Source organism: Alteromonas sp. CyTr2 (assembly GCF_947311905.1).
Taxonomy (GTDB): domain Bacteria; phylum Pseudomonadota; class Gammaproteobacteria; order Enterobacterales; family Alteromonadaceae; genus Alteromonas; species Alteromonas macleodii.
This window is the reverse complement of sequence record NZ_CAMZMZ010000006.1, coordinates 139,893-154,781: the sequence shown is the minus strand read 5'-3', so window position 1 is coordinate 154,781 and position 14,889 is coordinate 139,893. Positions and strand designations below refer to the sequence as shown.

Sequence of the window (14,889 nt, the reverse complement as noted above, 5' to 3'; positions counted from 1 at the left end):
AAATCAATATGAGGCGGACATGAAGAAATTGAAAAAAGTAGCTTAACTGGGTTGGTCAATTTTGGTTGACCACGTCACCTGATGGTGACTTGCCGACTGCAAGGAGTTAATCCCTACCATTATCTGGTGGATGTATTACAACGCGTGGCATTACATCCGGCCAGGGACGTAATCGACCTCACGCCGCGGCTCTGGAAACAAAAATACAATCAAAACAGGTTAGTCAGCGATGTCAAAATACTCACTTCCCAACACTAAAATCTCGGCCACAATTATGGAGTTCGGTAAAGGAGTGTTAAATGCACTCCCTGCTGATTACAGCCAGTCAGAAATGGAAGATGCTATGCTGACGATAATAACCGTGTGGAATGCCATCGTACTGGACACTTGGCACAACACAGACAAAAATGAAAAAATGGTGCTTGATGCACTCTCTCAAGCGCCTAAAGAAGGACAACTTCAAGTAAAACGATTGATAAAAAGAAAGAAGACCAAGTTTAGCGATGATATCCGCGCGGTTGGAGATCACTGGATAAGAGAAGAGCAAGGGGACTTTATTTTCGGCTGTGAAGCACGGTTAGATATAGAACGCATCTCCTTAAACGAAGATAGCCTCAAACACTAAACGAATCACAACGGTCTATATTGATCGCTTACTCCGTAGCTAACTTATGAATTGAATGTGGGTATTACCGGACGGGCACTTTTTAATTTCATCGTTAGCTTTCGCAAAATGCTGAGGGTCTGCTTTTAGGTAACTCATACCTACTAAGTCATTCGTTTTAACGGCCAGTTTTTCATGCCACATATCGCAACTCACACCTTCTTGGTTTGCGATGCACTTTTCAATTGCTCTAGTGGCTTGGATAGCATTTCTATTATTTAAAACATATGCTCTTGGAGCCAAAGAATCGAGGTTGTCTATAATCTCCTCTACAGCGTCTGACAAGGTTTGCTCGTTCGCAAAGCACCCTGTCATTTCGTTTATGAAATCATAGTGCTCTCCGTAATTATGGCCCTCTCTCAACACTACTGGAATATCGCAGAACATTCCTTCGATAATGGCTCTATTATTGCCTTCAAATTTTGACCACAGAACATTCACTTTGGAACTAGATAAAACCTCTGAGACTTTATCTCGAGAAATTTTTTCGAAGATTGTTACATTTTCCTCAATACCATGCTTTTGGGTCAACTGACGGATTTCTTCTTTTGTCATATCAACCGGATAGCCAACAAGTACAAGCTTAAAATCTTTGTTTCGTTCTATGCAAGGTTTTATTGCTTTAAAAAATTCGTCATGGCGTTTGAATTTAGCCCAAGCAGCCACCATTATGACATCGTATAATTTCTGTAACTGTTGCGGAACAAATACTTCATGGTTGATAAACCATGAAGGTCCTATTTGAATTGGAATAAGATTCGTTTTCGAATTACTTATTAATTCAAAATCCCTTTCTTCATAAGTTTGAACGAAAACGGGAGACTTCAATGATGTGTAAAAGAAAATTGGTAATTCACAGAGACCAGCCCAACTTGGCTCCAAAATAATATAATATTTACTGCTGATTTTTTCGATATCAAAAAATCTAGCAAATAAACCAAAGTAAACACTGTACTTAACAATTACAACACCTTTAGATGATTCAGTAGGATTACAGATAACTGTAACAATTTTACCGACCATTTGATCTGGTTTGCGAAACAGCCTCTCTGTGTTGCTTTGAGGCTCAATATCATTTATCTCTTTAGTCGCTATCTTCGATCCAAGATTTGGTTTTTGAACGAAGTAAAAATTGATTTCTTTTTGCGCTAGTTTTTCACTTCCCTTCCATCCTGAACGAAACGTACTTGCGGTAATCTTAAAAGCTAGCTGATGTTTACCAAATAATTTAAGAATAGAAATTACTAGTGAAATTGCAAAAACCAATGGCTGCTTATATTGATTAAAGTCGTATTTGATAAACTCTTTTACTTTGGAACTGAGTGACACTTTTACTTGCCCTTTACTATTGAAATAACGCGACTGATTAGCTCATGCCTAGCTACGAGTAAGGTAGCTAGATATATAAAACCTAATACGACAATTTCTAACGCTAGTTTCCATGACATTTCTATATCGTGGAAGATGTATTTAACGACCCAAATAAACGCAGTGAACGATAAAAGTATGAAAATGTTTTTGATCATCGAACGTATTAGTCTAGAGACTACGCCTTCAAAGTACACACGCAGTAAAATAAGCTTCGCGATTAGAGCGATTGCACTAGATATAAGAATTCCATAGACAATGGACAGCCAACTCTCAAGATAAACGATTAAGGCACAACTAACTACCGTAACTAATAGATTTCCGAGTTGGTAAACGGAAAGAACTTTTTCATGTTTAGCCATTACCATCAATTGTTCAAAGTACATGCAAACATTATTCAATATTAAAGCTATTGCTATTACGGGAAGAAGGTTACCAGCCGTGCTCCACTCAGCACCAAACACAAATAAAACAACTTCAGCGCCATAAACCGACAGGAATAAGAGAGGCGCCAGAATTAATGGTTGAGTTAGTGTATTTGACAAAATGAATGCTGACTGTAGCTCACCGCCTCTTTGTTCCCGTGAAAAATAAGGGCTAATAACGGGGCTTATAAGATTGTTGACTGACTTGGCCGTAAAATTAGGAATACCATTAGCTCTTGAATAAAACGCTGCACTCGAAGCATTTGAAACAAAACCTAGACACATTTCGGGAAACTGAGTAGCCAGCCTTTTCAGCATTGCCGCAATAGATATCAGCCCTCCTCTCTTGAATACTGATGCTATTCCGCGAAATTGTAGTCTAAATCTAATTTTTTCGGGCTTTAATATTGTTGACAAGATAGCAGCGACTGCAGATGCCACCAAGATACCTAAAGGTAAGCTAATGTAACCAAAACCATAAAGCGCCAAGGCTATTGGAATACACTGCTGTAAGAAAACCTCGGTCACTCTAATCGTTTCCACTTTATAGAATGAGAACTCTCTAGCGAGTGCGGCTGTTGTTACCGAATAAAAAGGAATAAATACAAAAGAGATAGCTACAACTACAAGACTATAACTTACTCTTTCATCTTTAAAAAAATCTGCTATTAAGCCTGACATAGCTATGAGTACTAAGGCGATACTGAACGAAGTAATAACTAAAACAGTAAAAGCCCTGTAAACGATAGCATCTGTGAGCTCTTTCTCTCTGATGATCAGAGACCCAACTCCCATATTTTTTAATTCAGCCACGACTAAGACTACTGAAGCAGCTAAAACCTGCACCCCTATTTCATCCGGGGACAAAATGCGTGATATGAGCACCATCCCAAGGAAAGACATTACGATAGTTAAAGGTTTTGTAATAAGTGAGACTCTGAAAAAACTACCGACGCCCATATTTCTTACCTAAAAATATACTTACTAAAATGAGGAATGCAGGAATTAGCCAAATTAAAAAATAGCTAAATCTTTCGAAGTAATACTTCTTTTTTACGAATTCTTTTACACCATTCCATGTTTGGTAAGAATGCTTTTCGAACCCAGTGCTTACAACAGTTTCGCCGTTGTTTATGAAGCCCTGTTCGTTGTAGGCTTCAGTTATTTGCCTTGGCTTGTACTTTAACTCTTGTAGTGTACTCTCTATGACTACACCAAAGTCGGGGTCTAACCAAAAGTCTTTTCCGTCAGCATTTGCAGCAATAGCTACATGGCCCGGTATGGTAACAATCTTATGAGAGATATCTTCTTTACTGAGTAGTTCCGACATCAACATCGAAGCATCACCACATAAACCAACCCCTCTCTCTATCGCTTTCTCTGCTATGGTAAAGTGATACCGTTCAAACTCTGGAATACCCGAGAAGCCCCCCATTAAATAGAGTATATAATTTTCCCATATAGGTACGCGCTGATGAAACCTGTCTGGGTCATACTTCCCCCAATGCACATGGGCAATACCATCTGCAATAACTTTTGTTAAGCGCTGAGCATATTCAGACTGAGATTCTTCAGGTAGCATCTTAACTTTTTTAGAAAACTCTTCTTTTGAAAGTAGCAAGTCGTTTTGTTTAAATCTTAATACTTCTTCTTCTAAACCTTCAGGTCTTAACGATTGAGTCAGCCCGTAGATGTTGAGGATTAATAAGAGTAACCCTAAAATTAAGAGTAGTTGTGAAAGTCTGTAGAGCATAGTGTGATTTGCCTAAGAACTGTTACGCCAATGCTAACTATATTCTTGAAGTAAACAAGCATATATTAAACATCGTAATTAAAAGCTTTAAAGTCCTCTTGATATATGTTGTATATCTTTCTTTTATCATTTTCAGTCAATAACGTAACTTTATGAGAAACATTTGCTTTCCCAATATTTCCATCTACATTTACGCCTGCTAGTTGATTAATTTTCTGTAGATCCGACTCCATATTCTCAAACTTGCCTACAAAATCGACTAAAACTGTCCCGCTCGAAGTAAGTAAAAATTTATTGGCTGGCATAAAGTGCGGCTCGTTAAGCCTGTAAGGAATAGTATCGATAAATGTTGAGAGAGACATTTTGTTTGTAGCTGAATCCCAACTTTTCCGCCAATTAAACTCAGATTCAATACGGCGGTAAGGATTTCTAACAAAAGCGAATTTAAAATACTTTCTAAACCTAAATGGGGCCAAAAGTGACATTCTTCGCGCTGTAATATGTTGCAATTCCCTTCCGTACATTAAATTCAAAGAAAACTTACTAGGATGAGTAAAGCGAGACTTAAGGCCTGGGCAATAGTAATTATTTATAGAGGTTCCTGCACACTTTGGTACATGTATGAAAATTAACTTGTGTCTATCATATATCGGCATGAAATACGAGTTCCTGTTAAAGCCGGTTGTGTCTCATTATAAAATCCGTGTTAATTTACTAATTTTTGAAATTAACGCGATGATCCGAAATTTGCGTTAGTATTCCCAATACACGCTCAATTAACAAAATAAAGTTTATTTTTCTCGTTCATAAAAAATCGTTTAAGAGCAATATCTGCGCCCGCTACACTTAAATGGTTATTATCAAAATAAAGTTTCTCATTATCAATAACCGCAGGGCACCCTTCGTGACTGCAAAGCGCTTTATACACATCAATTGGGATTAAAGAGGGGTGCTTCTCAAACGAATTGAGTTTTTTCAAAATATACTCATGTCTCTTTAAAAAGTAGTTTTTCGTTGTCGAAACTTCTAAATTTAATACTGTGTCGTTATTAAAAACAGAGAAAGGGTGCACACCTTTGTTTATGTCCATAGGTAATTCGGGTATTGGGTAAACAAGCCATACTTTTTTACCTGAATTAATCAACCTTTTGACAATAGTTTCTAAATCAACCCAAAAAATTTCCAATGCATCTTCATTTGATATTTTTGATTTTTCAGCAATGAAACTATTTACTTTTACTGGTACGTGAGGATAGTCATGCATGTGTTCGCCGTAAAGATAATAGCTGTATCTAAAACCCATTAATACATTCTTTATATTTTTATTCTGTTCTAAATAATTCAACGTGGCATTTATCCATTCTTTGCAGCGCTTGCGATATGAGGCCTGATAGGTTAGCGCAGGAGGGCACCCCGAATAACTGTGATGGCTTATGCTTTGCCCTCTTTCATTTAATATCTTTGACATTGCATAAGATAGTTCTGCGGTGTGACTGTCACCAAAAGCAGCCCAAGAGACATCTCCATCATCAGGATAAGTGCAAGAGTCACTTGGTTTAATATATTTATTATCGCTCGAGTGGCAACGCTCACGCATAGGACTGTAAGAAGGTCCATCTGAAAGATATGAGTTATACCCATGATATCGTTCTGGTAAGCCTTGAGTGAAATGACCAAATAAACCAGCTGAAATGAAGCAAAAAGCACCTACGAGTGAAAACTTAAATATTGCCTCTTTACTAAACCGGTGTCTTTCTCTAAATGGAGTTTCCACAAATTTATAACTTATGTATGCGCACAGAAACGAAAGAAATATCGCGAAAATAAATATTAGGTGAGATGGGTGTCCAACAGTTTTCATTCTGAAAAAGGCAAAGATAGGCTGGTGCCACAAATAAAGGGAATATGAAATCAAGCCTATAGATACGAGAATTCTATTGGTTAGGACTTTATGAGACAAAGTATTTTCATTAGGAAACAATACTATCAAACAAGTAGCTAAAACAGGTAATACCAAAAAGGCATTCGGGTGGGCAATTTCATCAGGCCAGAATATTAGAGATGTAAGCAATATAAAGAAGCCTATATCGTTGAGATACAATTTATTCGGTTTTGTTTGTCCTATCAAAAGCGCGCACACTGAACCAGCCATGAGCTCCCACGCCCTAGCAACCGGCCAATAAAAACTAGAAGATTGGTTATAAAACTCTCCAAGTGCCAGCATGATGGTATAAGAAATCAACGCTGAAAATAATAGTGTCCTAAGCACTATATGTTTATTGAGTTTAAAAAGCGCGAACATTAGAGGGGGAAATATGAGATAAAACTGCTCCTCAATTGCAAGTGACCATGTGTGAAGAAGAGGCATTTCTTCTGCCGCACTAGAGAAATAATCGATTTCAAAATAAAAAAACAGGTTAGAAATGAATAACAGTACGGACACTAAACTTTGACTATAGTTTTTCAACTGAACAGGGTTCATGAAAACGACGCTTAAAATCGTTGTAATTGCTAGCACAAAAAACAACGCTGGTAGAATCCGCCTTGCTCGTCGTTCATAAAAGCTTTGGATAGAAAAAGTTTCTTTTTCAAATTCGGAAATTAAAATCTTAGTAATAAGAAAGCCACTTATTACGAAAAATACATCTACACCAAGATAACCGCCATTGAAAAAGCCAAAATCCGCATGAAAAAAGACAACAGGTAGAACAGCCACTGCACGCAACCCATCTATATCACCGCGATACCTCATTCCTCTTCCCTACCCAGTATTACTCTACTAATATTATAAGAATTTGTTAACACTAAAACTTGCTCATTTAGAACTTTAGATACTTTCACTTTATTTAATAACAGAAGCGTGAACTACGCTAATTAACCTACTTAGGTGATGCTGCTTTGTAAATAGTGCGAGTGTGAGAATCGAACAAACGACAAAAGCAAATAGCAAAAGCCCTTGAGGAATTAATTCAGTTGCCAAACGCCAATAAGAATCAGTATTCAGCTTGTATTGCTCAATACCAATCCACAGGTAAGAGACAAAACTTACCACCGCACCAACCAAGACAACAGGAGTTAACCTTTGCATATGCCCGCTAAAGAGTACTCCCAACAAAATGAGGGTACCGAATAGCCCCGAGCCGACTCTTACCCATACAAGTTCATCTATTGAAAGAGAGAGGTAAACACCAATTAAAAGGCTCGTGGTGATAAGAGCAAGTGAAAATAAGTCAAAACAAAAAATCAGCTTAACCCTTTCTTGGGCAATCAGCGCAGTTTCAACTACGTGAAGCATTGTCCAATACAAAAACAAAAACGATAATATCGATAAGAGCTTTCCTGCTTCATTCCAATTATCACCTAGAAAGAGAAAAACTAACTCTTCGGAAAATTTCCAAATATAAGCGCATAATGGAATTATTACTATTAGAACAGCGATCAAAGTAAAAGCAACATTGTTAAGTAACTCGTCTGTTCTATCTTTGTCGTTTTTAAACGCACTTAGTAAAGGTTCGATAGCAGGACTAAGTAGAAAATGCGCCGGCATCATGGCTAGCTCCCTAGCCATATGATAATTCCCTAATACTCCACTGGAAAAAGTTCTCGATACAACTACTGTGTCTATTTGAGAACGTGTATAACCCACTATACTTTTGGCCAATAACCATTTAGAAAACGCCCACTGTGTAGAGAACTCTATAAGGGTGAAAGAAGGACGCTTTTTAGCAATAATATATGAAATTATCACTGCAACTACAGCAGCGAAAATATCGGTCACTATAAAAGCCCAGTAACTTTTAAAAAAAATTGCCATTGTTATTAAAAAAGGAACTGCTAACACTCGTTCAATTAGTGAACTCCAGAAAAGAAGAGAAAACTTAAGCTGTCGTTTAAGTAAAATATAGAGTGGAGATTTTAACGCCTGAATAGGAAGTATTATTGCGCTTAGCGCTATTGCATTAGACAATTCTGGACGTTCAAAAAACAATGCTACCCAAGGAGCTGTTGAAGCGATCACCACGCTTATCACAATCTTCACAATTAAGTTTAACGACCATGCAGTGTCTAATTGTTTTTTAGTGACTACAGCCCTCTGTATTACATACTGCTCACTAGCTGTATGGGAAAGAATGTCAAAGAAGTATAACGCTATACTAATTATTGCAATAAAGCCGAATTGTTCTGGGGCTAATATACGCGCAAGCACCATAGTGCTCAAAATACTTAAGGCCTTACTCAACAACTTAGCTGATGTTGCAAACATAGCACTGCTAACGACCTTGCGCGTTACGGTCATCGTCGGAAAATCTCAAGAGCATTTTTAACGTGAGTATCCCAAATGAGGTTTTTCCTCACGTGCTCAACCCCTTTATCCCCATAGCTTGATAACTTTGAACAATTTAGTAATGGTTCTAGCTCTTTTGATATTTTTTCGGGATTAGAGCAATCAATTATTTCGCCGCTCTCACCTATTACCATAGTCTCAGCAGTTCCTCCGGAATTACCAGCAATGACAGGTTTTCCACAGGCCTGAGCTTCTACGAGAACCATTCCAAATCCTTCAATATCATTATCAATGGTTCGATTCGGTAGAATGAAGAAATCACATTGTTGATAACACTTAATTAAATATTCATCGTTTAAGTCGGTATACAATTTTACGTGGTTTTCTAATTTTAATTCGGCAATCAAGTTCTTAAGAGTTTCTTCACACTCTCCTCTTCCCACTACCGCATACAGTAAATCAGGAGTGGCTTCGATAAGGTCTGGCATGGCCTTAATTAAATAATCTTGCCCTTTTCTCTGCTGTAGGCGTCCTACTGTGAGCAATATTTTTCTATTGCTCCACCCCATTTCGTTTCGAAACTCGTGGTCTGGCGGAGCTGGTTTGAACCGTTCTACATCTACACCTGGGTGCAAAACCGAGCATTTATCATCGTTTTCAAAACCTAAACTAACAACTAAGTTACGCGAATTATAGCTATTACATACAAGCTGCCTCGCAGACTTACAAACTCTGCGCACCAAAAAAGACTGTTCCCTGCTTGTAGCTGCAGTTTCAACATCCTCTCCATGAATATAACATCGAAATTGGGTACCAGTTAGCATACTTACAATCCATGCAGTAACGCCTTCATGAATAACTCTACCGCAGTGAATTTCTTCTATTTCATACTCTTTGATAATCTTTAAAAGTTTTCTTACACAGGCAATATAAAAGCGCAGACCAGAGATACTTTTGAATCCCCACTCTGGGGAGTGAAGCGGAAAGCGGATAACCGGAATATTATGCGTTTTGTCAAAAGCAAAACCTTCGTCAAAGTGGTGAGTGCAAACAACAATCTTATCTTTTGGGAGCCTTGAATATAATTCCCAAAACCAACGCCCACTACCGCCCTCTATAGGTGGAAAATTTTCGGTGAGTAACAAAACCTTTTTCATTTTATTTACTACTGTCCTTGAATAGGTCGTTTATAATCGGCGACATTTAATGAATCTGATTTTTCCTGAAACTTAATTAGAAAGTCGTCTAACGATAAATCATCATTGTTCAGCTCAAGCAAAGCATCCGCACCATCACGCGACTGTATACTTTTATTTGTAGCGTTTCCTCTGACTTCTATACCCGTTGAGTTATCCCAACGGTATTCAATAGCATTGTCGTATAGGTGCATTTGGTAAATAAGGTTTCCTTCTACGAGTAATCCTAAATTGCCTTCAGCAACTATGCCGACGTCGGCAAAAGGGTCGCCATTATTCGTATGGTAGATTACGTTACCTTTGGCTACACCATTTCTGTGTGCAAAACGGACCCCTCTATCGCGGAGCCTCATACCAAAACCTATGGCGCGATCGTTATCAATAAAGATATTATCTACAACAGTGTTATCTTCTGAATTATCCCAAAAGTGTACGGCATGCTGAGAAATTCTACCTTTCGGACTTGCTATATCTCTAAATATACTATTTTTGACAGTCCAATTCACTGCACCTAAAGCGTCAACACCACCTATATAATAGTTGGGCCCTATACCTTTTGTATATTGGAAGATACAACCTTCAACTATGCCGCCAATCGATCTGTTTTTTTGTGACTCCTTAGTTTTGTAATTGTATGAAACTTTTAGCATTTGCTCGTAGGAGTCTTGAAAAATAACGTGGCGAAAATGTGGATAACTGGCGTTAATCTCGCCTGCAACTTGAACTAAATGGTTAGGTACATCGGTTAGTGTCACACCATCAAGCGTAAAATAATTCGCGTTGACCCGAAATATTCCTTTCACTCTTCCGCTCTTAGCCATGCCGGTACCTTTAAGAGTTACATCGTAAGGGTTTCCGGTGGCCGATTTCACCATAATATGTTCAGCTTTTACATATATAGTATTTTTTACTTTATAATTACCTCGTTCAAGAATTACTGCTGTGAAGCCTTGTTCATTAGCTTTCCTCATGGCTTTTATGAATTCGTCAGAGTCACTTACCCATATTTCTTCGTAGCCCTGCGGAGTATCAAGAGGAGGAGACATGTAGGCGCGCTTTACTGTGGTGGGAACGCTATCAGGCTCTTGCACTACCTCCTCAACAATCCCTTTATCTTCAAGCTTTGCCCGCACACTCGCTTTCGTTTTAAAGTCAGCGAAAAAATAAAAGATAACGCCGCCGATCACCAAACAAAATATAGTGAAGCCCAGCCCCATGACCATTCCGTCCAACAACTTCTTTATAAACTTTTTCATATCTAACAAGGTTCTCTAGTGCAGAGCGAGGTTTTAGAGTTTTTCTAAAAAAGAAATACAGACCTAATTTAATGATAAAGGGTGCTAATAGCTTCAGGTACATACTCCTGATTTTCGCTTGAAACAAAAATCAGACTTCCGGATACAGGTTGACCTAAGAACACCAAATAAATTTGATACAGTTTCGCTTTTAAATCACTACTGAAAATCTTTTCATTTATAACAAACCACTTAGTTACAAATCGCGTTTTACCAGACGGTGATGCCAATTTAGTAACTTCAATGGATGTGTTAGCAATTTTTATATTGTCAAAAGAGTTTGCGCTTTCACGCGACCACATGTCAGGTGAGAAAGAGCGATTTAGTGAACTAACTAGTTCATTGTCAATACCGTCATACCAAGCGTAAACAACTGTAACGCACTCATCACTAGCTTGAATCCCTTTGGTAGCTTGGTATGTTGGTTTGTTTAAAATAGGTTGCCATTCTTTGCTGGGTGTACATAAGTACCCATTCGATAGATGAGAAAATATAGGGTCGCCCTGCTGTGATTCTTTCATAGTGTTATGCATTAACCAATTAGTCCAAGTTATTGACGCGACCAATATCAAAAATACAGTTAATAGAACGAATTTTCGGTTTTCTACTTTCTTATAAAACGCTGAATCATCGTTAACTTTGGATTGCGCATCTCTCATGAGCTCACCAATGCAAAGCAAACAAATAATTACAAAAGCGAAAAAGAACCACCCGTATATGAGGTGATCGGCACCAGCTGCGTACTCCATATCAGTCGAGTAAGCAATAAGGATAATCCCATATACACGAACCACATTTGCCACAACAGGAAAAATTAAAGAAATGAAAACGAAAATAATCTTTCTTTTAAACGAGTGTAGGTTCAGATAAGCGTAAAGACTTCCTATAACAAAACTCGCTATGAAAAAGCTTACGCCCGAACAAGCTTCTGCTACTAAAAAACGCCCTTGCGGTATTTCAATGTACAAACCGCTTCTAAACAAAGGAATACCAGTTAAATTTAGTAATGCTACTGAACCTGTCGCAGCAATTTCTTGAAGATACGGTATAAGTTGCTCACCAACAGGGATGCTAAATAGCATGAAGCAAAGAGGAAAAAAGATTTTTTTTGCAGCAACATCACCGATTAGCAACCAGATAAGCGCGGGAAGAAGAGTAAACGTCGCAGTATGAGTAAAGAGCTGTACATCACCTGCTATACCAACTGCGTATAACAGAATTGCAGGAATAATCAAAGCTAAAGACAGACTTGATGTCGACTTTGGAGACGCTAGTAACGCCTCTTTCTTTAAGTAAATAAGGTAGAGTGCGCCGGGAATAATAAAGAATCCATGATTGAATATTTCATTTCCGTACCAGATATCAATTACGGATACTAATCCTTCCCAACACAGCCAAATCCATAAAAAAAGAAAGCATGCACTCGATAAATAAAATTGCTTATCGAACGCTAAAGAAAGTGACTGTTCTTGGCTTCCCGCTTTTTCTTCTTGTGTCACTTTATCACCTTTGTCCATGTTACAGCATCCTATCTCACTAGCTTCCTTAGTTCATTTAGAAGGCGTCGGGTTTACTCAATGCCGTAGGCTCTAGCCATAGTAACCCAATTAAAGTCACCAAGTAATTTTTCTATCTTTCCTTCCATTTTTGAAAGATTGATATAGTGACGAGCTTTAGACTTCCATGGTGCAGAATTAAATTTTGGTTGTTCAGCATCTATCTCCCAAGGATGGAAATAGAAACTGTATGGCGCACTTTCAGACTGCATGAACTCAGTAATACGGCGTTTAGATAACCAATAAGGATAAAGACGAAAATAACCGCCACCACCTATTCCAATATTTGTTCCTTTCTTACGAACTGTTGGTATTGGAATCTCTATCAGACCATTCTCACGCTTGTATTTAAAGCGCGGCCAATCTGGTACACCATAGAGATCGTGGTTGATTGGATAAGTACTAGAAGAATAAACAAAGCCGAGCTCCTTTAGGATATCGTACGCCCACGTGTTCGAATCGTTAATTGAAAAACTCGGCGCTCTATAGCCTTTTAACGCCACACCGCCTATATCTTCAAGAATCTCTTTGCTTTGCTTAATATCATCGAAAAACTCTTGTTCGGTCATCGTTGTTGCGCGCTGATGCGCTAGTCCATGACTCGCTAGCTCGTGACCTTCACTTACTATCCGTTTGATAACATCTGGGCAGCGCTGCGCCACCCAGCCAAGTGTGAAAAACGTCGATTTAACATCATTTTCAGCAAATAAATCTAACAGGCGATGGGTATTGTCCCCTACTCTCAGGCCTATTGAATTCCAATCGCTTTTGTTTACTACGCCTTCAAAGGCAGAAACTTGAAAGTAGTCTTCCACATCTACTGTCATGGCATTGAGTCGATTATCTAGCTTCATGATTATCGCCCTTTGCCAAATAGTACAATTTCAACCGTACGGATAAGTATCAAAATATCTAACAGCAAACTTTGGTGTTTTACATAATAAAGATCGAACTTAAGCTTTTCCATAGAGTCTTCTACGCTGGCGCCATAAGGGTAATTGAGCTGTGCCCAGCCAGCTAAACCTGGTTTAACGTTATGACGCTGATTGTAATAGGGCACTTCGCGTACAAGCTGCTCTACAAACTGAGGTCTCTCTGGACGAGGTCCGATAAATGCCATTTCACCTTTAAACACATTTAAAAGCTGTGGTAATTCGTCTACGCGGTACTTTCTAATAAAGTGGCCAATACGAGTAACGCGATCATCATTCTTGCTTGCCCATTTAGCGCCATCTTTTTCTGCATCAGGTCGCATACTTCTGAATTTAATTATTTTGAAAAGCTTTCCGTTTAACCCCACTCGCTCTTGTTTATAGAAAACGGACACACCTGTACGTCTGCCATCATCGCAATAAATAATGAACGCGGTAATCAGCATAATTGGCCAAACAAATAGGAATATGATGAACGCTAGGAACGCGTTGAGGGTGTAATCTAGCGCGTCTCGCAAATAATTCTGACTTTGGAATCCATTAGAATAAATGACCCAACTCGGGTACATCAGGTTTACCACTATTTGCCCTGTTTCACGCTCCATGAAATCTAAAAGCTCGGTAACTTCAATCCCTCTTAGCCTGCAGTCAAAAAGAACTTCTACAGGAAGCGTTCCACGACGTTGGTCGCAAGCAATGACTATTTCTTCTATTTCATTGTCTGCAATGAACTGCTGAAAACTCTCGTCTACCTTAAGATGAATAATCTTCTCTTTTCGAATTCCGTCTTCGCGATTGTCTCCTGGAATTGGGATGAACCCTACAAGCTCAAACCCAATTCTATCCACATCCCTGCGCATACGCTTTTCAATAATTGAAGCTCTTTCCCCTGCCCCAAGGACTAATATGCGCACTTTCCCTAGGCCTAACAAGCCGAGACGGTTTGTGAAATACCTGAAAACAACTAAGGTAATAATAATTGAACAAACGGATGCTGGCAGGAAATAAGGATCCATGACCAAGTCATCAAAAAATGCTCGACTTAGCACTTCGACTAAAAAATAACTCAGTCCCACGCTTACAAATATGCGACGGATAATACCTCGGAAAGTTTCTCTTAACTTCGCTTCATACAACCCAACGGATAACGAACATAACAATATTGAAACTGTAAGCATTCCAACGTTGATAATCAGTTTTTCCACCGCCACATTCGGCGACATTCCAATTTGCGTAAGAATAAAATGAGAAATATAGCCCATGTAAGCAATGAGCAACGCTTCTGTTATTACTAGTATATTTGAGCGTTTATTTTGATTGCGCTTGTTTACTGCCACCCCTGGCCCCCTAAAACTGCGGCGTTTTTCCCATCATAAAGGGATTTATTCCAATAGACTACAATTGTTATTGGCATT

12 protein-coding genes and 1 pseudogene are annotated in these 14,889 nt (G+C 38.6%); 2 read left to right on the top strand and 11 right to left on the bottom strand.

The window, feature by feature from the left end; translation table 11 throughout:
• Positions 1-72: 72 nt before the first annotated feature.
• Together QME20_RS05910 and QME20_RS05905 are read left to right on the top strand one after the other, a co-directional pair.
• Positions 73-258 (top strand): annotated as a pseudogene (locus tag QME20_RS05910) (transposase domain-containing protein); the annotation flags it as partial.
• Positions 230-625, top strand: coding sequence for a hypothetical protein (locus QME20_RS05905; protein ID WP_015066045.1), 396 nt, complete (start codon positions 230-232; stop codon positions 623-625). The pseudogene QME20_RS05910 and the gene QME20_RS05905, both read left to right, overlap by 29 nt.
• Positions 626-664: 39 nt before the next feature.
• Here the strand turns inward: QME20_RS05905 and QME20_RS05900 are convergent, their stop codons facing one another.
• The 11 genes from QME20_RS05900 to QME20_RS05850 all read right to left on the bottom strand — a co-directional run bounded on the left by QME20_RS05900 (position 665) and on the right by QME20_RS05850 (position 14,811).
• On the bottom strand, positions 665-1,993 hold the full coding sequence (locus QME20_RS05900; RefSeq protein WP_281715626.1) for a glycosyltransferase: 1,329 nt from the start codon (positions 1,991-1,993) through the stop codon (positions 665-667).
• A 2-nt stretch (positions 1,994-1,995) separates the two neighbouring features.
• Positions 1,996-3,417 (bottom strand): oligosaccharide flippase family protein, encoded by a 1,422-nt coding sequence (locus QME20_RS05895; RefSeq protein ID WP_281715625.1) that lies wholly within the window; start codon positions 3,415-3,417, stop codon positions 1,996-1,998.
• Complete coding sequence (locus QME20_RS05890) at positions 3,404-4,210, bottom strand: hypothetical protein (protein WP_281715624.1); 807 nt, start codon at positions 4,208-4,210, stop codon at positions 3,404-3,406. The genes QME20_RS05895 and QME20_RS05890 overlap by 14 nt, the downstream gene beginning before the upstream one ends.
• A gap of 65 nt (positions 4,211-4,275) precedes the next feature.
• On the bottom strand, positions 4,276-4,866 hold the full coding sequence (locus QME20_RS05885) for a sulfotransferase family protein (protein WP_281715623.1): 591 nt from the start codon (positions 4,864-4,866) through the stop codon (positions 4,276-4,278).
• Positions 4,867-4,982: 116 nt separating this feature from the next.
• Complete coding sequence (locus QME20_RS05880) at positions 4,983-6,962, bottom strand: acyltransferase family protein (RefSeq protein WP_281715622.1); 1,980 nt, start codon at positions 6,960-6,962, stop codon at positions 4,983-4,985.
• Between the two features lie 90 nt (positions 6,963-7,052).
• Positions 7,053-8,474 carry an oligosaccharide flippase family protein gene (locus tag QME20_RS05875; protein WP_281715621.1) on the bottom strand — a complete coding sequence of 474 codons (1,422 nt, stop codon included), beginning with the start codon at positions 8,472-8,474 and terminating at the stop codon, positions 7,053-7,055.
• A 29-nt stretch (positions 8,475-8,503) separates the two neighbouring features.
• The gene (locus tag QME20_RS05870; RefSeq protein WP_281715620.1) at positions 8,504-9,652 is read right to left on the bottom strand and encodes a glycosyltransferase family 4 protein; all 1,149 of its coding nucleotides are present in this window, start codon (positions 9,650-9,652) and stop codon (positions 8,504-8,506) included.
• Between the two features lie 8 nt (positions 9,653-9,660).
• Positions 9,661-10,947, bottom strand: a complete 1,287-nt coding sequence (locus tag QME20_RS05865; RefSeq protein ID WP_281715619.1) for a right-handed parallel beta-helix repeat-containing protein — start codon at positions 10,945-10,947, stop codon at positions 9,661-9,663.
• Between the two features lie 68 nt (positions 10,948-11,015).
• Positions 11,016-12,503: an exosortase A gene (gene xrtA / locus QME20_RS05860; protein ID WP_281715618.1), complete on the bottom strand. Its 1,488-nt coding sequence runs from the start codon at positions 12,501-12,503 to the stop codon at positions 11,016-11,018.
• 53 nt (positions 12,504-12,556) lie between these two features.
• A complete protein-coding gene (locus tag QME20_RS05855) occupies positions 12,557-13,396 on the bottom strand; it encodes an XrtA system polysaccharide deacetylase (RefSeq protein ID WP_281715617.1) in 840 nt (279 codons plus the stop codon).
• Between the two features lie 2 nt (positions 13,397-13,398).
• Positions 13,399-14,811 carry a TIGR03013 family XrtA/PEP-CTERM system glycosyltransferase gene (locus QME20_RS05850; RefSeq protein ID WP_281715616.1) on the bottom strand — a complete coding sequence of 471 codons (1,413 nt, stop codon included), beginning with the start codon at positions 14,809-14,811 and terminating at the stop codon, positions 13,399-13,401.
• Positions 14,812-14,889: the final 78 nt, after the last annotated feature.

What these genes read in the sequence shown, in the direction of transcription:
- QME20_RS05870 (WP_281715620.1), bottom strand. Translation starts at nt 9,652, where the DNA reads ATGAAAAAGGTTTTGTTACTCACCGAAAATTTTCCACCTATAGAGGGC.
- QME20_RS05895 (WP_281715625.1), bottom strand. Translation starts at nt 3,417, where the DNA reads ATGGGCGTCGGTAGTTTTTTCAGAGTCTCACTTATTACAAAACCTTTA.
- QME20_RS05865 (WP_281715619.1), bottom strand. Translation starts at nt 10,947, where the DNA reads ATGAAAAAGTTTATAAAGAAGTTGTTGGACGGAATGGTCATGGGGCTG.
- QME20_RS05890 (WP_281715624.1), bottom strand. Translation starts at nt 4,210, where the DNA reads ATGCTCTACAGACTTTCACAACTACTCTTAATTTTAGGGTTACTCTTA.
- QME20_RS05880 (WP_281715622.1), bottom strand. Translation starts at nt 6,962, where the DNA reads ATGAGGTATCGCGGTGATATAGATGGGTTGCGTGCAGTGGCTGTTCTA.
- QME20_RS05855 (WP_281715617.1), bottom strand. Translation starts at nt 13,396, where the DNA reads ATGAAGCTAGATAATCGACTCAATGCCATGACAGTAGATGTGGAAGAC.
- xrtA (WP_281715618.1), bottom strand. Translation starts at nt 12,503, where the DNA reads ATGGACAAAGGTGATAAAGTGACACAAGAAGAAAAAGCGGGAAGCCAA.
- QME20_RS05905 (WP_015066045.1), top strand. Translation starts at nt 230, where the DNA reads ATGTCAAAATACTCACTTCCCAACACTAAAATCTCGGCCACAATTATG.
- QME20_RS05875 (WP_281715621.1), bottom strand. Translation starts at nt 8,474, where the DNA reads ATGTTTGCAACATCAGCTAAGTTGTTGAGTAAGGCCTTAAGTATTTTG.
- QME20_RS05885 (WP_281715623.1), bottom strand. Translation starts at nt 4,866, where the DNA reads ATGCCGATATATGATAGACACAAGTTAATTTTCATACATGTACCAAAG.